Raw genomic sequence first — 22,289 nt, 5'->3', positions numbered from 1 at the left:
CCAGCGCGGTCTGTATGCGCACGCTTGGAGACTGGCTTCTTTCACATTAAAGCAGCGCACCATCACGCCGCGAGCGGCGGGCATCGACCAGGGCCCTGCGCAGGATGTCTTGGAAGTGGCGCCGATTGACCAGCCCCGTGAGCGGATCACGTTCCGCCAGATACTTCCGTTCGGTGTGGTCGACACCGACTGACAGCACCATCACGGCATCACCCGGCTGCCCGGCCAACCGCGAATGATTCCAGGTGATCTCGTAGGACTCGCCGCCCTTGCCCTGGAGGATCGACTCAAGCTGCACATGCTGACGATCGCCCGAAGCGATCTCATGCACGGCCTGCCGTGCCGCAGCCACCTGCAGCGAGTCGCCACCAATGAGTTCAAAAAAGGAGCTGGCCGCCAGCTGTTCCTCCCCGAGACCGGCAAGCTGGCGCCCGTAGCGATTGAGCGTGAGGATGCGACCGGCAGCGGACTGCGTGAGGACGATGACCTGCGCCGTATCGAGTAGACTGCGGCTGAAGTCCCGTTCGACCGAGATCCGCTGCAGCATTCCCTCGGTTACCGCCGCGTGAGCCGCGACGTCGCGCTCGAGCGTCTCGAGGCGGTACGACAGATCGATCGCCGCCTCATCCAGCCTGTCGATTTCGTCCTCGACCAGGCGACGGGGCCGGGGAGCGATCCGTCGCCGTGCCTCGGCAAAGGCGCTGCGCCCGAGCAGGGGAATCGCATTGGCGGTCCGCGCCATACGCTGCAGCGGGGCGTTCACCAGCAGCGACAGAAGCAGCAGTGACACCAGTGAAACCAGCAGCTCGCCCTGCAGGCGGCTCACCACGGACTGGTGGATATCGACCAGCGCCAGCGTCAGATCGTCGATGACCACCATCGTCGCCGGCCTGGAAGCTGCCGCGGGGAAATCCAGGACAAGAAACGACAGCTCGAACTGCCTGCCGTCGTAAGGTAGCGAAAGGTAGGCATGCGCGGGACCAGGGGGAGTCTGTGGCAGTGACTGCAGCTGGCGCAGGAGAGGCCGATGACTGCCCATGCTGCTCAGGGGGATGGCTCGCAGACCGAGCCGCGGCAGAAAGGCTTCGTCGCCCGAAGCCTCCGAAAGAGGCCCGACGTGCGGGACGAGGACACCCAGATCGGCGCCGGTGACGCGTTGGAACGAATTGACGACCTCAGCCAGAGAACTGCCGACGACGACAGCGCCGGCCACCTTTCCCGCCGAAAGGATGGGTGCGGCCGCATATTCGGTGCACACTTCGCTGCAGTTTGTCCAGCTCGTCGCCCTTTCGCTGTTGATGACCTCGGTCACCTGCACGGTCGGCTGGACCTCAGGCCCGCCAGAACTGGTCCACGCAGCCAACTGCTCGCCGCCCGTCAGGTAGACCTGCAGCGAGTCGATTCCGTAGCCGTACTGCAGAGCAGGCCAGTAGCTGTCGAAGTGCTGCCGCAGCAGGGCATTGCCAGCCGAAGTCGGGAACAGGGTGACACCAACCGAATCGAGGGCAGCCAGGACGCCAGCTAGTGCCTGCAGCCGCAAGCCAACCTCGTTGCGCAGGGCAAATGCCTGTGCCGCCAGGCGTGCACGGGTCTCGGCGCGCTGCTCGTCGAAGCGGGTCATCAGATCCTGATAATGCAACCAGGACAGCACTCCGTTGACCGACAGCATGACCGCACCCAGGGTCAGCAGCACCTTCCACTTGAGGCTGAGGAAGCGCGATCCGCCACGGTCTCCCGTCGGGGGTTTTCTTTCCGGCATTCGTCGCGACTAGAAACGGAAGGAGGCTTGCAGCATGAAGTTGTCCCAGTAGCGGCGCAGGGCCTGCGGATTCGGGTTGTCCTGCGCCGCCAGGAAGCCTGTGCCGTCGACGAAATGCGCCTCGGCGCGCAGCATGAACTGGGGTGTGACGTCGAAACGCAAGCCGACGGTCCAGTCCTTGGCAAAGCGGGTGAAGCCGGGAAGGCGGGTGGCGGCAGCGAAGTCCGTGCCATCGCGATCGTTCTGATCGGCGTAGAAGGCATCGTAGCGCAGCAGGGCTTCCCACTGCGGCGTCAGCCGATAGGTCCCCTGCACATAATAGCTCTGTCCGTTGAAGGTGCCGTTGTAGAAGTACGGACCAAAATCGGTGACGGAAGTCCGGCGCAAGGCGTATTCGCTGGTCAGGCTCCAGTTCTCGGCGTTGTACTGGGCGGAAAAGATCAGTGGCGTCAGCCTGAACCTGCCCGCTTGCAGGATGTCCCGGTAACCCGGCTGGTACTTGAGGTCGAGACGCAGCGCCGTGAACGCCAGCCGATACCTGTTGCCGGCCCCCTCATAGAGGATCTGCAGATCGGGCGCCAACTTTGAATCGAGCTTGCCGGGACGGTCGAGACCGACCAGAGGCACTTTTGCCGCCTCGGTATCGGTTTGTGGCTGCCCATAGGCGAAGCTCGCCGAGAGCGTCCCGCCTTCGCCGAAGCGCTCGACGTACACCTCGGCACCGTCCGCGGACACGGTCAGGTTGCGCGTCCGCTCGAAGTAGATCGACTGCGGCAGGATGATGCTGGGCCGGGTGAAGGGGACGTCGCGTGTCGTGTTGTACAGACCATAAGCAGTCTTGATCCGCCCCATGCGAATCCCGGCCCGGCCTTCTTCACTCGACATCGGCGCCCAGTCGAGCAAGCCGTAGTCGAGCCGCACGCCGCCGTCGTCAGTGCCGCCCGCCCGTCGCGACAGCAGTCCGCCCGAAAGCTGCAGCGCCGGCGTCAGACGCCACGAGGCATTGACACCGACTTCGGAGAAATCCTTGCTGATCTGGTTGTCGCTCTGGCCGAAGAAGTTGTTGTCGGTCGTGGTCACCAGCGTCAGCGAAGCAAAGCCGTGCAACTGGAAGTCGCCATCAAGCAGGTCGAGCGCATGGGACGCCGTGTGCCAGGACAGCAAGCAGCCGGCCAGCACGATGCTCGCTGCGGTCCTAGCGAATCTTGAGCACACGCACATTCGGAGTCACCTCGCTCGCCTTGACGTAACCAATGGCACCGGGTGTGGATGCCACCCTGGCCAACATCTCCTGTGGTGAAGCAACCATCTCCGGGTACTGGCCCTGGCCCGAAAAGACCTGCCGGTCCCAGGCCATGCGCAACTGTTGCGGAAAGACCTGCAGGACGGACTTGCTGAAGGTGGCGTGCTCCGGCGTCTCGTCGGCAAGCACGAAGACCTTTACCGGTGTTTCGCCGGGCCATCGCTGCAGGCGCATTCCAAGGATGGCACGCAACGTGGCGCGCGGTATGGAGTCTTCGGCGATCGTCGGATGCGCGATCACGAGCATCGCCGGCTCCGACTGGGCGCGAGCGAAGCCAGCGAAAAGGCCGCTTGCCAGAATCCACAACAGCGTCAGCTGAAAGAGGGAAGTAGCGAATTTAATGGCAGGAGTTTTCTCCATCACGGCGCATCGTACCAGACAATGTGCCGGCTTATCAGCCGCCGTCGCTGGTTTTGGCGACCATTCATCCGGCTTCCTGCCGGTGCGCCCGCGATCACTCTCTAGATTCCCGACCCCGCGTCTTCGAGCACCGCTGGCGCTGCCGCAAAAACCCTGAGTTCGCGTGGCTTCAACCAGACCTGCTGGCCCTTGGCCAGGGCCAGGGCATTGGCGCGCTCGCGCGTCAGTTCGACCTCGATCAGTTCGGAAGCATGTGCCAGTTCGACGCGTACGACAGGCCCGATGGCGTGCACTTCCTGCACCACCGCCTCCAGGCTGCCGACAACGGGGTGGTGCTCGATTTCGATATCGTGTGGTCGCACGTAGGCGGTCGCCCCTGCCCTCGTAGCGGCTCCGGTTTGCTCCCGGCCGACCTCCGCCCAGGCACCGTGCATCCGGCTGTGGAACACGTTGACGTTGCCCAGGAACTGATAGACGAAGGGTGACGCTGGATTCGTGTAGACCTCGTCGGGAGAGCCGATCTGCTCGATTCGACCCTGATTCATGACCACCACGCGATCGGCCACCTCCAGGGCTTCCTCCTGATCGTGCGTCACGAAGACACTCGAGATGTGCATTTCGTCGTGCAGGCGACGCAACCAGCGACGCAGTTCCTTGCGTACCTTGGTATCGAGGGCACCGAAGGGTTCGTCGAGTAGCAGCACCCGTGGTTCGACTGCCAGCGCGCGCGCCAGAGCGATGCGCTGGCGCTGTCCGCCCGACAGCTGTGAAGGGTAACGGTCGGCCAGCCAGTCAAGCTGCACGAGCTTCAGCAGCTCACCGACCCGGCGGCGGATTTCCGCCTCGTCAGGACGCAGCCGGCGGGGCTTGACACGCAGACCGAAGGCAACGTTCTCGAAGACGGACATGTGACGGAACAGGGCATAATGCTGGAAGACGAAGCCGACGTTTCGGTCGCGCGCATGGACATGGGTGGCCTCCTCACCGGCAAAGAGAACCCGCCCGCTATCGGCCGTTTCCATGCCGGCAATGATCCGCAGCAGGGTCGTCTTGCCACAGCCGGAGGGTCCCAGCAGGGCGACCAGCTCACCCGTCGGAATGTGCAGGCTGACGTCCTGCAGCGCGACGAAGGCGCCAAAACGCTTGCCGATTGAACGGATTTCGATACTCATCGGTGTTCGTCCATCAAGGTCATCGTACCCCTGTCGTTAGCCGGTCGCAGGGCCGGGGCAAGACGGCTCCGCCCGTTTCCTCGCTGCTCATGGTGCGCTGTTTTCCGCCGCCGGTTCGCTCGACAGCATGCGCATTTCACGACGCATCCGCCACTCGACGACCGTCTTCGCGACCAGTGTCACGAGGGCAAGGAGCGCCAGAACCGACGCCGATGCGAAGGCACCGACTGCGTTGTACTCGTTGTAGAGGATCTCGACGTGCAGTGGCAGCGTGTTGGTTTCGCCGCGAATGTGCCCGGAGACCACCGATACGGCACCGAACTCGCCCATCGCACGGGCGTTGGCGAGAATCACGCCGTAAAGGAGACCCCACCGGATGTTGGGCAGCGTCACGCGACGGAACATCTGCCAGCCGGTTGCTCCGAGCGATATCGCGGCCTCCTCCTCCTCCCTGCCCTGCGCCTGCATCAGGGGAATCAGCTCGCGCGCGACGAAAGGCAGGGTAATGAACATCGTCACCAGAACGATCGCGGGAAGCGCGAACACCACCTTGATGTCGTTCGCCGCCAGCCAGGGCCCGAAAAGGCCCTGCGCCCCGAAGATCAGCAGGAAGACGAGGCCGACCACCACCGGCGAGACCGCGAACGGGAGGTCGATCAGGGTGATCAGCAGGCTCTTGCCGCGAAACGCGAACTTGGCGATTGCCCACGCGGCAGCCACGCCAAAGCCGATGTTGAGCGGCAGCACGATGAACGCAACGAGCAGCGTCAGCGCGATCGCCGACCGTGCGTCACGATCCTGCAGGGCTTCCAGATAGGCGCGCCCGCCGGCGGCGAAAGCCTCGGCAAATACCGCCAGCAAGGGCAGGAGCAGGAAGAAGAAGAGGAAGCCGAGCCCGACCGCGAGCAGCACGTGCCGCAGCCAGGGCGGTTCGGCAGTCGCCCGCCGGCCGGCCGCAGCGCTCACCGTAGCCCGCCGTCGGCCGCGCGACCGTGACGGGTGGCCGCCCACCACTGCAGCCCGTTGACGACGAACAGCATGATGAAGGAAATGAACAGCATCACCACGGCCAGCGCAGTCGCCCCCACGACGTCGTACTGTTCGAGCTTCGAGATGATGAGCAGCGGCGTGATCTCGGAGATCAGCGGCATGTTGCCGGCGATGAAGATGACCGATCCGTACTCGCCAATGGAGCGTGAGAAGGCAAGCGTGAAGCCGGTCAACAACGCCGGCAGGAGCGCTGGCCAGAGCACACGGACGAAGGTCTGCAGCCGAGAGGCGCCGAGCGACGCGGCGGCCTCCTCGACCTCGGGCTCGATGTCCTCGATCACCGGTTGCAGCGTACGGACGACGAATGGCAAGCCAATGAAGGTCAGGGCGACGACGATGCCTGGGGGCGCAAAGGCGATCTTGAAACCGAGTGCTTCCAGGTAGCGCCCGATCCAGCCATTGCCGGCGTAGAGGGTCGCCAGGGTGATCCCGGCAACGGCCGTCGGCAGGGCAAAAGGCAGATCCACCAAGGCATCGATCACTCGCTTGCCGGGGAAGGAGTAGCGAACGAGAACCCAGGCCACGATCAGCCCGAAAACCGTGTTGATCGACGCCGCGAGCAGTGAGGCGCCAAAGGTCACCCGATAGGACGCCAGCGCCCGCTCACCGCTGGCGATCTCCCAGAATGCGGCAAGGCTCAGCTGGCTCGCCTTGAAGACCAGTCCCGACAGCGGCAACAGGACGAGTAGGGACAGGTACAGGACAGCGCAGCCCAGCGACAACCGAAAGCCGGGCAACAATTGCCCGGGAGCAGTCGGCGAGCGCATCAGGCGGCCAACGCAAGCAGAAACCGTGGCATGGCAGCTGTTCCCGGGGCTACTTCTTCTGATAGATCTGGTCGAAGGTGCCGCCGTCCTTGAAGTGCGCCGGAAAGGCCTTGCTCCAGCCGCCGAACACCTCGTCGACAGTGAAGGTCCGCACCGGCGGGAACTGCTCGGCATATTTCTTCAGCAGCTCCGGACTGCGCGGCCGCAGATAGTTCTGCGCCGCGTTTTCCTGGCCGGCCGGCGACCACAGGTACTCGAGATAGGCCTGTGCCAGCTTGCGCGTTCCCTTCTTGTCCACCACCGGGTTCACGATGGCGACGGGAAACTCGGTGAGGATCGACAGCGATGGGTACACGACGGCGAACTCACCCTTGCCGAACTCGCGCGCGATGAGCTCGGCCTCGCTCTCGAAAGAGACGAGGACGTCGCCGATCCTGCGCTGCATGAACGTGGTCGTTGCGTCGCGGCCCCCGGCGGCGAACAGGGGCGCGTTCTGCATCAGCCTGGCGACGAAATCCTGCGCGCTGCGGTCGTTGCCGCCGGGCTGGGCGAGTGCGAAACCCCAGGCCGCGAGGTAGGTATAGCGGCCGTTGCCAGTGTTCTTGGGATGCGGCAGGATCACCTGGACGCCCGGCTTGACGAGGTCGGGCCAGTCGCGGATCCCTTTCGGGTTGGCCTTGCGAACGATGAATACCATCGTCGACGTGTACGGCGAAGCATTGTTGGCAAAGCGCTTGGCGTAGTCCTTGGCAACCAGGCCCTTTTCCGCCAGAAAATCTACGTCGGACGCCTGATTCATCGTCACCACGTCTGCTTCGAGCCCGTCGGCGACCGCCCGCACCTGCTTGCTGGACCCGGCATGCGATTGCTTCAGTTCGACCAACTCGCCGCCCAGCGCTTTCCAGTGCTTCTGGAACAACGGGTTGTAATCCTTGTAGAAATCCCTGGAGACGTCATAGGAGACGTTGAGCAGGCTGAGTTCAGCCCAGACGGGCAGGGCAATGAGGCCGAGCAGCAGGGTCGCACCCAGCCTGTGAAGGAATCCGGACATGCGCTTCTCCATCGTCATCGCAGAACAGGCGGCCATGATAGCGAAGAAGGTTAGAACCACAAAGGATCAATTTTTATGTGCTTATCGCCAATGGTTATAGGTACTCGCCGCAGCTCCAGCCCACACCGGTCCGAGGCGCGAACCCGAGGGTGGCAACGGGAGGGACTGCCAAGCCCACAATCGGCATAGGGGCGGTCAGAGTACCTGACCGTTCCCCTGCCACACAACCGGCATGCGGGTCCGCACCGGGCGGTTCAAGTAGTTGAGGTTATGAGAGACGCGGCACGCCGAGTCGGTCGAAGTAAGCGATCGGCATCACACGATTCAGCGCGAAGCAGCTGTTACGCCACCATCGACGGCTGTTTGCGGCGATCCGATGGGCATCCGGCTTAGCAGCACCCAACGCCAGCAATTCCCGATACATCGTCGTACCCCGACGCCAGTGCTTGAGTTGCAGAGCACGCAACCGGTGACGCAACCACTCGTCGAGTTCGCGGAACACTTTCGGCGTCTGCGCAAGCTGAAAGTATCCCTTCCAGCCCGGCATGTAAGTCCGGAGCCGTTCCACTACGTCCGGCAGGCTACGCCCGCCCGAGCGACGCGTCAGTTGTCGGATGCGTTGCTTGTAGGTTTCTTTTGCCTTGTCGGCAACCCGGCATTTCACTTGGCCACCTGGACCATACCAGAAGCTAAAGCTCAGGAACTTGCGACCAGATGCCGGTGCAACCGCCGTCTTGGCTTCATTCACCTTCAGGTGAAGTTGCTCATAGAGTCGGCGCAGCCCATTGAGTACCCGCTCACCGGCCTGCCGACTGCGCACATAGACATTGCAGTCGTCGGCATAGCGAACGAAACGATGACCACGCGTTTCCAGCGCACGATCCACCTCGTCGAGCAACACATTAGCCAGCAGCGGCGACAGCGGGCCGCCTTGCGGCGTCCCCTCGTACCGCTGCATGACCACGCCGCCATCCATGATGCCGGCCACAAGGTAACGACGAATCAGCCGCAGCACGGCCTTGTCGTCGATTCGCCTCGATAACCGTTCCATCAGAATGTCGTGATTGACCCGGTCGAAGAACTTCTCCAAATCGACATCGACCACCATCCGGTAACCGTCCTGCACGTAGCGCCGCGCCGTGAGCACGGCGTCGTGCGCACGGCGTCCGGGTCGGAAGCCGAAGCTGTATTCGGAGAACGTCGGATCAATCATCGGCTGCAAGACCTGCAGCAGGGCTTGCTGGATCAGCCGATCCGTCACCGTCGGAATCCCCAATTCCCGCATCCCGCCACCGGTCTTCGGAATCTGTACGCGCCGCACTGGCTCAGGCCGGTAACTGCCGTTCAGTAATGCCTCCCGAATCCCCGGCCAGTGCGTTCTCAGGTACGCCGCCGTCTCGACAATCGTCCGTCCATCCACCCCAGCACTGCCGCGATTGGCTTTGACGCGTTTCCACGCCATTACCATGTTCGCGCTCGCGAGCGCCTGCGTGAGCAGCTCATCTCGCCCTGAACCTTCGAGTCCCTGTCGCGCCGGCCGTGCTTCATCACGCAACGCTTCGGGCTTGGCTTCACCTCGCCCTCCCACCTTGCGCCCCGGTTGCCCGAGCTTCTGATGCATTGCACTTCCAAGCAACATGGCCGTCGGCCCTCCTACTCGTTCGACCCTTCGCCCGCTACCGGCGGCTACTATGGCCTCTGCTGACTTCTCGCTCCGGCTTGTCTCCGTCGGCCTTTCAGCCATAAGGCGAGAGCTCCCCAGGTAAGAACGCACTCCTTCCCTGCACAGCCGCCGAATCTACGCCACTTCGCCTTGATCACGAGAGCTTCGCGGTCTCTGGCCCGCTCGCCCTGCTCGGCAGCGCCTTCTATCCGGTTCTTGTTCATCGGCTCGCAGTTTCGCTCCACGCTTCCTTCCCACCATCGGTCGCCCTCAGGCAGTTGCGCTTCGCTTCGTTCGCTGTGATCAACTTACGGCGGGACTTGCACCCGCAAGAGTGCGCCCATGCTGGGCGCACCAAAAAAAGAGCCACGGCATGCCGTGGCTCGGTGCCCCCTCGCTTGCGGCTCAGACCGGCGTCGGCAGTCGGCCGGCAGCCGACGCGCTCTCCATCCAGCGCTTGATACGATTGGCGTCGCCAATGCGGGTCTGCTTGCCGGCCGAATCGAGAAGCACGATGACCACCGGCTTGTCGGCAACGCGCGCCTGCATCACCAGACACTTGCCGGCTTCCTGGATGTAACCGGTCTTCGACAGGCCGATTTCCCAAGTCGGACTGCTCACCAACTGGTTCGTGTTGTGAAAGTCGAGTTCACGGCCTTTCACTTCGGCGCGCACACCGGGCGTCGTCGAGAATTCGCGGATCAGCGGGTAGCGGTGCGCTGCAGCGACCATTCGTGCGAGATCATGTGCGGTCGATACATTGTTGCTGCTCAATCCGGTGGGATCCTCGAAGCGTGTGTGGACCATCCCCAGCGACGCGGCCTTGCGGTTCATTGCTGCAACGAAGGCCTGCAGACCGCCCGGATAGTGACGAGCGAGCGCGTGCGAGGCACGGTTTTCCGATGACATGAGCGCCAGCAACAGGGCCGTCTCGCGCGTGATCACTGTCCCCACTCCAAGGCGGGAACGGCTGCCGCGCAGATAATCGACATCTTCGTCGCTGATGCTGATCGGCGCCTGCAGATTCGGCATGCTGTCAAGCACCACCATCGCGGTCATGACCTTGGTGATCGACGCGATCGGTACGACGGCGTTGGCATTCTTCTCGTACAGCAACTCTCCGGCATCCTGGCCGATGACCAGCGCCGAGCCTGAGTGTACGGCGAGTTGACCCGGCTCGTGCCAGAGGTCCGCGCTGCCGGCAATCGCGCGCGTCAGATTCCTCTTCTGGTAAGCCTGGGCTGCCGCGGCTGCTTCACGGGGCGGCGGTAAACCCCTCTTCGCGGCCAGAGCAGACGGCTTGCCGGGATCCTGGCGCAGACTGCCCTTGGCCCGACCGGAGAGTTGCTTTGCCTCCTTGTTCCTGGACTCCCGGTCGGCAGCCAGGCCAACCTTCCTCTGTTCTGCCACCGCCGTGGGGCTGGTGTTCCGCTTGGCCGCCCGGTTCTGCCCCGTCGCGGGAGGGTTCTTCTGCGCCACAGGTTTGGACGTGCTGGCTTTCGCCGTCACGTTCACCTTCGTCTTGTTCGCCGCCGACTTGGTCTTTCCATTGCCCTGTTCGGCCGCGTACAGCGTCCCGGTCGACGCCACGAGTGGCGTCAGCAACACCACGCACAACCCCGTCAAGGCTCTCAGAGTCATCCGCATTGCACCTCTCCCTCATGATTTACCTTGTCGGCGTGCTCCGGCGGCCCGGGCCAGCAAGGCCATAGACGATCAAAAATAAGCAGATACGCGAGCTATGTAATGTAGCACATTATGCAGGAGCCCGTGCGGGAAACAAGACCCAATGAAGCTTGGCAGAATCCACCATGCCGCTGTGGCGACCCCTGCCGCCAAGAGTGGACCGCTCAGCGTTCGTTCATCAGCTTGTCGACTACGGTCAGGGCCGTCATGTTGACGATGCGTCGAACGGTCGCCGTGGAAGTCAGGATATGCACCGGCTGCGCAGCCCCGAGGAGAATTGGACCAATGGTCAGATTGTCGCCAGAAGCGATCTTGAGCAGGTTGAACGAGATGTTCGCGGCATCGAGGGTCGGCATGATCAGCAGGTTGGCCTGTCCCTTGAGGCGGGCGTCACTCGGAAACACCCGCTGACGAATGTGCTCGTCGAGCGCGGCATCGCCATGCATCTCGCCCTCGACCTCAAGCCGTGGGGCGCGGTCCTTGAGCAGCTGCAGAGCTCGACGCATCTTCAACGCCGTCGGGGTGTTCTCCGAGCCGAAAGAAGAGTGCGACAGCAGGGCGACCCGGGGCTGGATGCCGAACCGGCGCACCTCGTCGGCAGCGAGCAGCGTCATGTCGACCAGCTGCTCGGCCGAAGGCTCGTAGTTGATGTAAGTGTCGGCGATGAACAGCGTCCGGTCGGGCAGCACGAGCAAGCTCATGGCGTAGAGGTCGCTGACACCGGGAGCCAGACCGATGACGTTCTCGACATACTCGCGATGCACGTCGTGACGACCGAAAGTGCCGCAGATCAGGCCATCGGCATCACCCATGCGGACCATCATCGCACCGAACAGTGAGGCCCGACGGCGCACCTCGCGGCGAGCGAAATCGGCCGAAACCCCCTTACGCTCCATCAGGCGCCGGTACTCGCGCCAGTAGGACTCGAAATGCTCGTCGAAGAAGGAGTTGTTGTCGGCGTACACGATGTCGAAATCGTCCTCCGGCGTGACCCGAAGGTTCAGTGCCACGAGCTTGCGCTCGATTTCTTCCGGATGGCCGATCAGGATGGGTCGCGCGATCCCCTCGTCGACGATCACCTGGATGGCGCGCAGGACGCGGTCGTCCTCACCTTCGGCGAAGACCACGCGCCGGGGCGCTTGCTTGGCCTGCGAGAAGACCGGCTTCATGATCAGGCCGAAGTGGTAGACGAACTCGTGCAGACTCTCGCGATAGGCTTCCACGTCCTTCAGCGGCCGGCTGGCAACTCCCGACGCCATGGCTGCCTCTGCTACCGCGGGAGCGATCTTGCCGATCAGCCGCGGATCGAACGGATTGGGAATCAGGTATTCGGGACCGAAGTTGGCATGCTTCTCGCCGTAGGCCTTGAGGGCCACTTCCGACTGCTCGACACGCGCCAGCTCGGCGATGGCCCGCACCGCCGCCAGTTTCATCTCGTCGCTGATGGTGGTCGCGCCGACGTCCAATGCGCCACGGAAGATGAAGGGAAAGCAGAGCACGTTGTTGACCTGGTTCGGATAGTCCGAACGCCCGGTGGCGATGATCGCGTCGTCACGCACCGCCCTGACATCTTCCGGCCGGATCTCCGGATTGGGATTGGCAAGCGCCATGATCAGAGGCAACGGCGCCATCTGCGCGACCATCGCCGGCTTCAATACGCCGCCGGCCGACAGCCCGAGGAAGACGTCGGCGCCGACGATCACTTCGCCAAGCGTCCGCGCATCGGTGCGCTTGGCATAGCGCGCCTTGATTTCATCCATCTCCTCGACGCGCCCTTCATATACGAGCCCCTTGATGTCGGTCACCCAGATGTTGCCAACCGGCAAACCAAGCATCACCAGCAGGTCGAGACAGGCCAGAGCGGCGGCACCGGCGCCGGATGTCACCAGCTTCACCTGATCCAGTTGCTTGTCCTGCAGGAAGAGTCCATTGAGAATCGCTGCACCGACGACGATCGCCGTACCATGCTGATCGTCGTGGAACACCGGGATCTTCATCCTCTGACGCAGCTTCTTCTCGACGTGGAAGCACTCGGGCGCCTTGATGTCCTCGAGATTGATGCCGCCGAAGGTCGGCTCCAGCGAGGCGACGATGTCTACCAGACGATCCGGATCCCGTTCGTCGATCTCGAGGTCGAAAACGTCGATGTTGGCGAACTTCTTGAACAGTACCGCCTTGCCTTCCATGACCGGCTTCGCCGCCAGCGGACCGATTGCGCCCAGCCCCAGGACCGCCGTGCCATTGGTGATCACGCCCACCAGATTGGCGCGCGAGGTGAGGGTGCTGACTTCAGCCGGCAGCGCAGCGATTTCCTCGCACGCCGCAGCGACGCCGGGTGAGTAAGCCATCGACAGGTCGTATTGGTTGGCCAGTTGCTTCGTCGGCTGTATCGCCACCTTCCCCGGTTTCGGGTTGCGGTGGTAGAACAGGGCAGCCGTCCGCAGTTGCTCTCGTTCCTTTTTCATCTTTTCTTCTCCTCAGTTTCATCGCGCCCCCACTGCCGTCAATGGCGCGCCCGATGGGCAGCCACTCTGGCTGCCAGCGAGACGCCGCGGGCCATCGCAGCCGGGCTCTTGACGTTGTCGACCACCGGTCGGAAGCGGACCTGTGGCATAATTACACAAACCCTCCGTTCCTTGTAGCACCACCGCCTGGCATGCTGACCTCACCCCCTGCACTGGGCTTGTTCCTCGCCAACCGCGACCGACGCGTCGCATCCGACCGGGCTGGACAGACTACTCCGGTTTCCGGCCCTTGCGGTTTGGCTCCGCGCGCGCCGCTCCACGGTAAGTTCCGCTTCTCTACCTTCATTCGAGAGTGATTACCATGAACCAGACTGTTTCCATCAACGCCCCCGACTACGTCAAACATGAACGCCTGAAGAAATGGGTTGCCGAGATTGCGGCGCTCACCGAACCGGCCAGCGTCGTGTGGGCCGACGGCTCGCAGGAAGAGTATGATCGTCTCTGTGCTGAACTGGTCGAAGCCGGCACCTTCATCAAGCTCAAGAAGCGCAAGAACTCCTTCCTCGCTTTCTCGGATCCATCCGACGTCGCGCGCGTGGAGGACCGCACCTACATCTGCTCCGAGAAGCAGGAGGACGCCGGTCCCACCAACAACTGGGAAGATCCCGCCAAGATGCGGGGCATCCTCAGTGGCCTGTTCAAGGGGTGCATGAAGGGGCGCACAATGTACGTCATCCCCTTCTCGATGGGTCCCATCGGCTCGCCGATCGCCCAGATCGGCGTCGAGATCACCGACAGCGCCTACGTCGTGGTGAACATGCGGATCATGACCCGCATGGGCAAGGACGTCTTCCCGGTCCTCGGGACCGACGGCAGCTTCGTTCCCTGTGTACACTCGATTGGAGCGCCGAAGCAGCCGGGCCAGCAGGACCCGCGCTGGCCCTGCAACCCGACCACCAAGTACATCGTCCACTATCCCGAAACGCGCGAAATCTGGTCCTACGGCTCGGGCTACGGCGGCAATGCCCTGCTCGGCAAGAAGTGCCTCGCCCTGCGCATCGCCTCCAACATGGCGCGTGACGACGGCTGGATGGCCGAACACATGCTGATCCTCGGCGTCGAGTCTCCCGCCGGTGACAAGCATTACGTCGCGGCCGCCTTCCCGTCTGCCTGCGGCAAGACCAACTTCGCCATGCTGGTTCCTCCACAAAGCCTGAGTGGCTGGAAGATCACCACCATTGGCGACGACATCGCCTGGATCAAGCCGCGCAAGGACAAGAACGGTGTCACTCGGCTCTATGCGATCAATCCGGAGGCCGGCTTCTTCGGCGTCGCCCCGGGCACGAACGAGAAGACCAACTTCAATGCCATGGCCTCGCTCGCCGAGAATACAATCTTCACCAACGTCGCGCTGACCGATGACGGCGATGTCTGGTGGGAAGGCATGGGCCCGGCACCAGCGCACGCGATCGACTGGCAAGGCAATGACTGGACACCGGAGATCGCCAAGGAAAAGGGCACCAAGGCGGCGCACCCGAACTCGCGTTTCACCGCACCGGCTTCCCAGTGCCCATGCATCGATCCCAAGTGGCAGGATCCGGAAGGAGTGCCGATCTCGGCCTTCCTGTTCGGCGGCCGGCGCGGCTCGACCGTGCCGCTGGTTTGCCAGACGCGCGACTGGGAGCACGGGGTCTATGCCGCGGCCACCCTCGGGTCGGAAACCACGGCTGCCGCCTTCGGCCAACAAGGTGTCGTTCGTCGCGACCCCTTCGCGATGCTGCCCTTCTGCGGCTACAACATGGCCGACTATTACAACCACTGGCTGCAGATGGGCAAGGCGACCGACAACCCCGTGCCGATTTTCATGGTCAACTGGTTCCGCATGAACGAAAAAGGCGAGTTTGCCTGGCCGGGCTTCGGCGACAACGCCCGTGTCCTGAAGTGGATCATTGAGCGTTGCGAGGGCAAGGCTTCCGCCAGGGAGACGACCCTTGGCTGGATGCCCAACTACGAAGACCTCGACTGGAGTGGCAGCGACTTCTCCATGGCCCAGTTCGCCGGCGTCACCAGCCTCGACAAACAGGCGTGGCTGAGCGAGCTCGATGGAGTCAAGGACTGGTTTGGCAAGATGGGTGACAAGCTGCCCGCCAAGCTCGCCGACGTTCGCGACGAGTTCGAGAAGGAATTCCAGGCCGCCTGACCGGGAGTTCCGCGCCCAGGTCGAAAGGAAGCCGCCTGCGGGCGGCTTCTTTGTGTGTGCGGATTGGCTTACGGCTAAACTGACGGCTTCATCCCCACCACGAGCAACAGACCAGCATGCCCAGTCTTCCCGCGCGCCGCTTGGCCGACATCGCACCCTTCCACGTCATGGAGTTGATGACGCGTGCCAAGGAACTCGAAGCCGGAGGCCGCGACATCATCCACATGGAAGTCGGCGAGCCTGACTTCCCGACGCCGCAACCGATCGTGGCGGCAGCGCAAGCGTACATCGCCGGCGGTCGCGTTCGCTATACGGCCGCCCTCGGTCTGCCCGAACTGCGTACCGCAATTGCGGCCTTCTACGCCACGCGCTACGGCCTCAACGTCCCGACGTCGCGCATCGTCGTCACCGCCGGCGCTTCCGGCGGCCTGCTGCTGGCGATGGCCTGTCTCACCGAACCGGGCAGCGAATGGCTCCTGACCGACCCTGGCTACCCCTGCAACCGGCATTTCGTGCGCTGCTTCGAGGGCCGGCCAATCGGCATTCCGGTGAGCGGCGAGAGCAACTTCCAGCCGACTGTGGATGACCTGGCCCGATTCTGGAGTGAACGGACAGCCGGAGCCCTGTTCGCATCGCCAGCCAATCCGACGGGAACCCTGCTCCCTGACCAGAGATTGGCCGACATCGCCCGCTTTGTCCGCCAGAGGGGCGGACAGCTGATCATCGACGAAATCTACCACGGGCTGACCTACGGGCGCGATGCCAGGAGCGCCCTTGAGTTCGACGATGACGTCTTCGTCGTCCAGAGTTTCTCGAAGTACTTCAACATGACGGGCTGGCGTCTCGGCTGGCTCGTCGTGCCGCCACGCTTCCTTCGCGACATCGAGAAGCTGGCGCAGAATCTCTTCATCTCGCCGTCCGCGGCCGCGCAGTACGCCGCCCTCGCGGCCTTCCGCCCGGACACCATCGCCATCCTCGAGGAGCACCGCAACGAATTCCGGAAGCGACGGGACTTCCTGGCACCAGCGCTCGGAGCCCTGGGATTCCGCTTCCCGGCAAGGCCGGAGGGGGCATTCTACCTCTATGCGGATTGCTCGCAACTCACCGACGACAGTACTCGTTTCGCCAGCGAGTTGCTCGAGTCGGTCGGAGTTGCCGCAACGCCCGGACTCGACTTCGGCAGCAACCTGCCCGAGAGGCATCTGCGCTTTGCCTACACCAGCGACGTGACGCGACTGGCGGAAGCCGTCGACCGGATTCGCTGCTTTCTGGGCCCAGCCTGACGATCCACCGCCAGCGTACGTACGGCAGCAGCCGCGTCAGCGCAGCAATCCCGGCAGACTACCGAACGCCGCCAGACGGCGCCAGTCGAAAAACGGCCCAGGGTCGGTCTTGCGCCCGGGAGCGATGTCACTGTGACCGACCACCGCAGTGATTGGAAAACGTGAACACAGGCACACCAGCAGGTCCAACAGGCAGCCGTACTGCGCCTCGGTGAAGGGTGCTTCATCGCAGCCCTCCAGTTCGATGCCGAGCGAGAAGTCGTTGCAGCGAGGTCGGCCCTGCCAGGAAGAAAGCCCCGCGTGCCACGCGCGCTGGCGGCACGAGACCAACTGGATCAACTCGCCATCGCGCCTGATCAGGAAATGCGCCGAAACCCGCATGCCGGCGACCTCAGCGAAGTAGGGATGGGCAGCGGCGTCGAGCCGATTGGTGAACAGGCGAATGATCGCGTCACCGCCGAAGGAGGCCGGCGGCAGGCTGATCGCATGCACGACGATCAGCGAGACCGTCTCGCCGTCCGGCCGTTCATCGCAATTGGGCGAGTTGATGCGCAAGGCACCGTCCACCCAACCCGCATCGTCAACTGCCGGCGCGGGTGCCAGACAGGGCCGACTCATTCTTCGATTCCCAAGCGCTCGATGCGATAGCGCAGTGAGCGAAAGCTGACGCCCAGCAGACGGGCTGCCGCCGTTCGATTGAATTCGGTCTTGGTCAGGGCTTCGAGAATGGCCTGTTTCTCGATGCGATTGATGTAGTCATCGAGAGTCTCGCCCTCCCTACCAAGACTGTCACGAACTGCGGTCGCTGGCGCCAGCTGCAGATCGTCGACCACTACAGTCTGGCCGCTGCAGAGCGCTGTGGCACGCTCCAGGATGTTCTCGAGCTCGCGCACGTTGCCGGGGAAACTGTAGTCGTTCAGCATCCTCGCTGCCTCGGGGTCGAGGCGCGGTGGCTGCGGTCCGCAGAGCCGGACAAGCATGGATTCGGCCAGTGATGCAATGTCTTCGCGACGCTCGCGCAGCGGCGGCATCCTGAGTTCGATGACGTTGACTCGATAGTAAAGATCCTGGCGGAAGGATCCGGCATCGACACAATCCCTGAGCTGGTGATGAGTCGCCGAAATGATCCGCAGGTCCACCGGCTCCTCGACTGTGCTGCCAACCTGGCGCACCTTTTTCTCTTGTATCGCACGCAGGAGCTTGACCTGCATTCCCAGAGGCAGGTCGGCCACCTCGTCGAGAAACAGCGTCCCCCCCTGCGCGGCCTGGAAGAACCCGGGGCGATCGCTGTCTGCGCCGGTGAAAGCCCCCTTACGGTAACCGAAGAACTCGCTCTCCATCAGGTTTTCGGGAATCGCCCCGCAGTTCACGGGCACAAAGGGTGCGCTGCGGCGCGCGCTCTGATCGTGAATCAGTCGCGCAGCCAGTTCCTTGCCAGTGCCCGACTCACCGGAGATGTACACTGGCGCCTGGCTGCGGGCAAGCTTGTCGATCATCTCGCGTACATGAATGATGGCTGGCGACGTACCGATGAGTCGTGTCGCAGCTTCGCTGCCTTCCCCGTCACCCGTCCCGCCGCTGCGCCGAGGCAGGTTGAGCGCCGACTTGATGAGGCTGCGCAACTGCTCCAGCGCCACCGGCTTGGCGAGGTAGTCGAAAGCCCCGGCTTTCAGCGCGGCGACAGCATTCTGCGTCGTGCCGAAGGCCGTGATCACCGCCACCGGCGTTTCGCCGTAGCTCTCGGCGATCAGCCTGACGATCGCCAGCCCATCCCCGTCCGGAAGTCGCATGTCCGTCAGACACAGCTGGTAGCGCTGCTGTTCGAGGAACTTTCGTGCCTCGGCAACCGTCGCTGCGCAGTCCGCCAAGAGTCCCATTCGTGCCACGGTAAGATCGAGGAGTTCGCGGATGTCCGCCTCATCATCGACCACCAGAACACGAGCCAGATCGCCGCGTGGGCGACGTTGCACCTTGCCAGTCAACAACCCAGAGCCCTCCCCAGGAGACGAAAATCTGCACCCTTGCCACGTCCCAGCAGTTCGAGACGTGCCTCGTTCGCCTCGCACAGCTCGCGCGCTATGTACAGGCCAAGACCGGTCCCGCGATGATGGGTCGTGAAGAAGGGCTCGAAGATCTGTTCCCGCAAGTCATCGGCCACACCCTCACCATCGTCGATCACGTGCAGTTCCACCTGCCCCGCCACCCGACCATCGCCAACCAGCAGACGGACGCTGCCGGCCACCCGGCGGGAATGCCGCAGCGCGTTGCTGAGCAGGTTCCACAATACCTGATGCAGATGAGACCGATCAAAGCAGATACGTGCGTCGCCGCACACCTCCAGCCGGATCACATCGGTGGCGAGCTGCTCCCTGGTCGACCACTCTTCGGCGAATGCTGGCAGCAATTGTCGCAGGTCGATCAGCTCGCTATACACGCGATCGCGACGGCCCAGTTCCAGGACATCGCTGACGATACGTTCCACGCGCTGGGTATTGTCGAGCAGGATGCGCAACAGCCGTTCGTACAGTTCGCCGCGCCGCTCCTCCCGCATCAGCTCGCCGGCGTGGCGGATTGCCGACAGCGGATTGCGGATCTCGTGCGCAATGCTCGCCGTCAAGCGCCCAAGCGCTGCCAGCTTGATCTGCTGCGCCTGCTCACGCAGGCGGCTCATGTCCTCGAGAAAAACCAGCACATCGCTGTCACCACCGGTGGTCCCAACGAACCGCACGCGCAACTGCACTCCGTTCGCTGGCACCTGTACCAACACTGCGCCACCATCAGGCTGCCGCCGCCAATCGGCGAAGGACTGCAGCAGTTCGGGCGAGCACTCGCGCAGAACCGGCTCGCCGCTCTCGCTGGCGGCCAGCAGGTGCCTGGCGCGCGGGTTGCATTGGGCAACCCGTGCGTCATCGCCGAGTACCAGAACCCCCTCCTGCATCTCCTCGATCACTCTCTGGCTGACCAGAGTCTGCTTCTTCAGATCGATGCCCCGACGACGCGCAAGCTCCTCGTTGGCGAGGAGCCGACGGGCGAGCAACCGCGCCGAGATGGCAACGGCAAAGAAAGCGATGCTGAAGACGCCGGCATGGAAGAAGGCTGTCGCTTCGAGCTCCGTCTGCAGCGCGCGATACGACTGCTCAACGAGTACGGCGATGGTCGCCAGCGCAGCATAGAAGATCACCAGTCGACCCTGCCCGACGAGGCCTGCACCGGCAAGGGTCACCAGGAGCATCGATCCGAAGCCACCGCCAAGGCCACCGCCGACGTGAATCAGCAGTGTCATCACCAGCACATCGAGGAGCACGCTGGCGGTGATCTGGCTGCTCGCGTGCTGCCGCCAAGCGTACGCGACGACAGCCGAGAGAATCGTGCTGAAGAGGTATCCGCCGGCCAGCCCGACATGGAGCCCTCCCTGATTCAGGGTGAGAACGGGCAAGGCCGAAGGATAAAGCAGTGCCGAAAAGAACAGCAGCGCGGCAACCACGAAGCGATAGAGCTGGAAGTATCGCAGCGACCTCCAGCGCGTCTCGGAGAAGCTCTCCGGATCACGCCCGCCCGTCCTCGACACCGGCTCCTCAGTCGCCGCCGTGTCCAGATTCGCGCAGGTGGGCGGCACAGCAGTAGTAACGGCCGTTGGCCAGCAAGCTCTCGCTGATGGGCTGATTGACGCCACAGTGAGCACACTGCACCATTCGCTCGACCTCGCGATCACCCTGCGCAGCTCTCCCAGCGGACTTGCGCCAACCACGCCACGCCCACCATGCGAGGAGCCCGAGAGCGAGCAGAAGAAGGTATTTCGTCATCGCGACACGAAGAGACCTGCGGAGCGTCGAAGCATAGCAGATGGCCGGCAACCCGCAATGGGCTGCGCAGACCCGGCGGCAAACGCCGCCCGCACCCGCGAGCGAACCCGACAACGAAATGGGCGACACCAGAGCGCCAAGCTGAAGGCGACGGTTGGTCGGGGCGAGAGGATTCGAACCTCCGACTCCTGCGTCCCGAACGCAGTACTCTACCAGGCTGAGCTACGCCCCGACCGAAGCGACACCAGAGCTAGTAAGTCCTGGCAACCGCGAAGAGGCACAATTCTAACAGGGAATCCCGGTGCTGAGAAGCGGGAACGGCTGCCAGGGCGTGCGCAGCAAGATCGGCTTCAGCCGCCGCTCGGCGCCGCGCATACTCGAGCGCGCCGGTGTCATGCACCGCCGCCAGGATCTCGGGCAGGTTGTCCCGGCCACCGTCCTCGATCGCTCGCCGCACGCTCGCCGCCTGCTCGGGAGTGCCATTCTGCAGAACGAAGATCAACGGCAACGTCGGCTTCCCCTCCGCGAGATCGTCTCCCAGATGCTTGCCGGTCTCCAGTTCGGCGCCGGAATAGTCCAGTACGTCATCGATCAGCTGAAAAGCGGTGCCAAGATGCATCCCATAGACTGCCATGGCTCGCTCGACAGCCGTATCGGCGCCGCCGATGATGGCGCCAACCTGTGCGGCGGCCTCGAACAGCTTGGCCGTCTTGTAGCGGATAACCTGCAGATAGCCATCCTCATCGACGTCGGCATCGTGGCAGTTCATCAACTGCAGGACCTCGCCCTCGGCGATGACGTTCGTCGCATCAGACAACACCTGCATGATGCGCATGTCGTTCACCGCGACCATCATCTGAAAGGCACGCGAATAAAGGAAGTCCCCCACCAGCACGCTGGCCGAATTGCCGAACAGTGCGTTGGCAGTCTGGTGGCCACGCCGCAGGTTGGAGGCGTCCACCACATCATCGTGCAGGAGCGTCGCCGTGTGAATGAACTCGATGACCGCCGCCAGGTGATGATGGTGCGCGCCGCGATAATCGAGCGCCCCCGCCGCAAGCAGCACCAACGCCGGCCGCAGCCTCTTGCCTCCGCTATGCACGATGTACTCGGCTACCTGCCGCACCAGCGCGACTTCCGAATGCAGGCGTTGACGGATCACCGCATCGACAGCGGTCATGTCCGACCCGATCAGCCTGTACAGCTGCTCCATTCTCACCACACGGCACCCTGGCACGAAACTTGGGGATCTTAGGCGTCGCCCTCCCGTGCGTCAAGCAAGCCGAGGTCGCGCCCCCGAAAAGGCTTTGACTGGAGCCGAAAAGAAGGTACAATGCGCGGTTCTTTGCTGCACATCGTTCAGTTTTAGTCAACCTGGAGTCCAACATGTACGCGGTGATAAGAACCGGTGGCAAGCAATATCGTGTTGTCAGCGGCGAGAAATTGAAAATAGAACAGATACCGGCAGAAGTTGGCGCAGAAGTTAGCCTTGATCAGGTTCTCATGCTCGGTGACGGCGAGTCGGTGCAAATCGGCACGCCGCTGGTCGCCGGGGCAGCAGTCAGGGCAACTGTGCTGTCTCACGGCCGTCACGACAAGATCCGCATCTTCAAGATGCGTCGGCGCAAGCACTCACAAAAGCACCAAGGGCACCGCCAGAACTACACCGAGATTCGCGTTGATGCCATCGCCCCCGGCGTCGCGATGGCCACTGCAGCCTGACACGA

Annotated in this window: 18 protein-coding genes and 1 tRNA gene; 3 read left to right on the top strand and 16 right to left on the bottom strand. The window is 63.3% G+C overall.

The genetic code is table 11. The annotated features are described in order from the left end of the window. Positions 1-46 precede the first annotated feature (46 nt). The 10 genes from V5B60_RS07415 to V5B60_RS07370 all read right to left on the bottom strand — a co-directional run bounded on the left by V5B60_RS07415 (position 47) and on the right by V5B60_RS07370 (position 13,276). Entirely contained in the window at positions 47-1,759 is a 1,713-nt protein-coding gene (locus V5B60_RS07415; RefSeq protein WP_332346424.1) for a cache domain-containing protein, read from the bottom strand. A gap of 9 nt (positions 1,760-1,768) precedes the next feature. After that, a complete protein-coding gene (locus V5B60_RS07410) occupies positions 1,769-2,938 on the bottom strand; it encodes a hypothetical protein (protein ID WP_332346423.1) in 1,170 nt (389 codons plus the stop codon). 16 nt (positions 2,939-2,954) lie between these two features. Then, the gene (locus tag V5B60_RS07405; RefSeq protein WP_332346422.1) at positions 2,955-3,422 is read right to left on the bottom strand and encodes a hypothetical protein; all 468 of its coding nucleotides are present in this window, start codon (positions 3,420-3,422) and stop codon (positions 2,955-2,957) included. Between the two features lie 101 nt (positions 3,423-3,523). Continuing rightward, the gene (locus V5B60_RS07400; protein ID WP_332346421.1) at positions 3,524-4,594 is read right to left on the bottom strand and encodes a sulfate/molybdate ABC transporter ATP-binding protein; all 1,071 of its coding nucleotides are present in this window, start codon (positions 4,592-4,594) and stop codon (positions 3,524-3,526) included. A gap of 87 nt (positions 4,595-4,681) precedes the next feature. Then, positions 4,682-5,560: a sulfate ABC transporter permease subunit CysW gene (gene cysW, locus V5B60_RS07395; protein ID WP_332346420.1), complete on the bottom strand. Its 879-nt coding sequence runs from the start codon at positions 5,558-5,560 to the stop codon at positions 4,682-4,684. Next, positions 5,557-6,411: a sulfate ABC transporter permease subunit CysT gene (cysT, locus tag V5B60_RS07390; protein WP_332346419.1), complete on the bottom strand. Its 855-nt coding sequence runs from the start codon at positions 6,409-6,411 to the stop codon at positions 5,557-5,559. Before cysT ends, cysW begins: the two co-directional genes overlap by 4 nt. A 49-nt stretch (positions 6,412-6,460) precedes the next feature. Continuing rightward, positions 6,461-7,462, bottom strand: coding sequence for a sulfate ABC transporter substrate-binding protein (locus tag V5B60_RS07385; RefSeq protein WP_332346418.1), 1,002 nt, complete (start codon positions 7,460-7,462; stop codon positions 6,461-6,463). A gap of 268 nt (positions 7,463-7,730) precedes the next feature. Continuing rightward, complete coding sequence (ltrA, locus tag V5B60_RS07380; protein WP_332346417.1) at positions 7,731-9,101, bottom strand: group II intron reverse transcriptase/maturase; 1,371 nt, start codon at positions 9,099-9,101, stop codon at positions 7,731-7,733. A 429-nt stretch (positions 9,102-9,530) separates the two neighbouring features. Then, a complete protein-coding gene (pbpG, locus tag V5B60_RS07375) occupies positions 9,531-10,766 on the bottom strand; it encodes a D-alanyl-D-alanine endopeptidase (RefSeq protein WP_434735311.1) in 1,236 nt (411 codons plus the stop codon). A gap of 209 nt (positions 10,767-10,975) precedes the next feature. Further along, complete coding sequence (locus V5B60_RS07370; protein WP_332346415.1) at positions 10,976-13,276, bottom strand: NADP-dependent malic enzyme; 2,301 nt, start codon at positions 13,274-13,276, stop codon at positions 10,976-10,978. A gap of 361 nt (positions 13,277-13,637) precedes the next feature. Here V5B60_RS07370 and V5B60_RS07365 point away from each other — a divergent pair, with 361 nt between their 5' ends. After that, positions 13,638-15,476: a phosphoenolpyruvate carboxykinase (GTP) gene (locus V5B60_RS07365; RefSeq protein WP_332346414.1), complete on the top strand. Its 1,839-nt coding sequence runs from the start codon at positions 13,638-13,640 to the stop codon at positions 15,474-15,476. A 116-nt stretch (positions 15,477-15,592) separates the two neighbouring features. After that, positions 15,593-16,759, top strand: a complete 1,167-nt coding sequence (locus V5B60_RS07360) for a pyridoxal phosphate-dependent aminotransferase (RefSeq protein ID WP_332346413.1) — start codon at positions 15,593-15,595, stop codon at positions 16,757-16,759. 36 nt (positions 16,760-16,795) lie between these two features. On the opposite strand, the gene ampD is transcribed toward V5B60_RS07360, so the two are convergent. The 6 genes from ampD to V5B60_RS07330 form a co-directional block, all read right to left on the bottom strand. Further along, entirely contained in the window at positions 16,796-17,377 is a 582-nt protein-coding gene (ampD, locus tag V5B60_RS07355) for a 1,6-anhydro-N-acetylmuramyl-L-alanine amidase AmpD (protein WP_332346412.1), read from the bottom strand. Beyond that, on the bottom strand, positions 17,374-18,744 hold the full coding sequence (locus tag V5B60_RS07350; RefSeq protein WP_332346411.1) for a sigma-54-dependent transcriptional regulator: 1,371 nt from the start codon (positions 18,742-18,744) through the stop codon (positions 17,374-17,376). The genes ampD and V5B60_RS07350 overlap by 4 nt, the downstream gene beginning before the upstream one ends. After that, positions 18,738-20,327: a two-component system sensor histidine kinase NtrB gene (locus tag V5B60_RS07345; RefSeq protein WP_332346410.1), complete on the bottom strand. Its 1,590-nt coding sequence runs from the start codon at positions 20,325-20,327 to the stop codon at positions 18,738-18,740. The genes V5B60_RS07350 and V5B60_RS07345 overlap by 7 nt, the downstream gene beginning before the upstream one ends. Before the next feature lie 7 nt (positions 20,328-20,334). Further along, complete coding sequence (locus V5B60_RS07340; RefSeq protein WP_332346409.1) at positions 20,335-20,562, bottom strand: PP0621 family protein; 228 nt, start codon at positions 20,560-20,562, stop codon at positions 20,335-20,337. 155 nt (positions 20,563-20,717) lie between these two features. Then, positions 20,718-20,794 (bottom strand) — tRNA-Pro (locus V5B60_RS07335). 18 nt (positions 20,795-20,812) lie between these two features. Further along, positions 20,813-21,775, bottom strand: a complete 963-nt coding sequence (locus tag V5B60_RS07330) for a polyprenyl synthetase family protein (RefSeq protein ID WP_434735310.1) — start codon at positions 21,773-21,775, stop codon at positions 20,813-20,815. Positions 21,776-21,948: 173 nt separating this feature from the next. On the opposite strand from V5B60_RS07330, the gene rplU reads away from it, so the two are divergent. Further along, positions 21,949-22,284, top strand: coding sequence for a 50S ribosomal protein L21 (rplU, locus tag V5B60_RS07325; protein WP_332346407.1), 336 nt, complete (start codon positions 21,949-21,951; stop codon positions 22,282-22,284). The last annotated feature ends 5 nt before the right edge of the window (positions 22,285-22,289 follow it).

The sequence above is a fragment of the Accumulibacter sp. genome (genome assembly GCF_036625195.1).
Taxonomy (GTDB): domain Bacteria; phylum Pseudomonadota; class Gammaproteobacteria; order Burkholderiales; family Rhodocyclaceae; genus Accumulibacter.
This window is presented reverse-complemented; position numbering and strand designations above follow the sequence as displayed.

Coding starts and splice junctions, on each gene's coding strand:
- V5B60_RS07415 (WP_332346424.1), bottom strand. CDS start 1,759: ATGCCGGAAAGAAAACCCCCGACGGGAGACCGTGGCGGATCGCGCTTC.
- V5B60_RS07405 (WP_332346422.1), bottom strand. CDS start 3,422: ATGGAGAAAACTCCTGCCATTAAATTCGCTACTTCCCTCTTTCAGCTG.
- V5B60_RS07400 (WP_332346421.1), bottom strand. CDS start 4,594: ATGAGTATCGAAATCCGTTCAATCGGCAAGCGTTTTGGCGCCTTCGTC.
- cysT (WP_332346419.1), bottom strand. CDS start 6,411: ATGCGCTCGCCGACTGCTCCCGGGCAATTGTTGCCCGGCTTTCGGTTG.
- V5B60_RS07385 (WP_332346418.1), bottom strand. CDS start 7,462: ATGTCCGGATTCCTTCACAGGCTGGGTGCGACCCTGCTGCTCGGCCTC.
- ltrA (WP_332346417.1), bottom strand. CDS start 9,101: ATGTTGCTTGGAAGTGCAATGCATCAGAAGCTCGGGCAACCGGGGCGC.
- pbpG (WP_434735311.1), bottom strand. CDS start 10,766: ATGACTCTGAGAGCCTTGACGGGGTTGTGCGTGGTGTTGCTGACGCCA.
- V5B60_RS07370 (WP_332346415.1), bottom strand. CDS start 13,276: ATGAAAAAGGAACGAGAGCAACTGCGGACGGCTGCCCTGTTCTACCAC.
- V5B60_RS07365 (WP_332346414.1), top strand. CDS start 13,638: ATGAACCAGACTGTTTCCATCAACGCCCCCGACTACGTCAAACATGAA.
- V5B60_RS07360 (WP_332346413.1), top strand. CDS start 15,593: ATGCCCAGTCTTCCCGCGCGCCGCTTGGCCGACATCGCACCCTTCCAC.
- ampD (WP_332346412.1), bottom strand. CDS start 17,377: ATGAGTCGGCCCTGTCTGGCACCCGCGCCGGCAGTTGACGATGCGGGT.
- V5B60_RS07340 (WP_332346409.1), bottom strand. CDS start 20,562: ATGACGAAATACCTTCTTCTGCTCGCTCTCGGGCTCCTCGCATGGTGG.
- V5B60_RS07330 (WP_434735310.1), bottom strand. CDS start 21,775: ATGGAGCAGCTGTACAGGCTGATCGGGTCGGACATGACCGCTGTCGAT.
- rplU (WP_332346407.1), top strand. CDS start 21,949: ATGTACGCGGTGATAAGAACCGGTGGCAAGCAATATCGTGTTGTCAGC.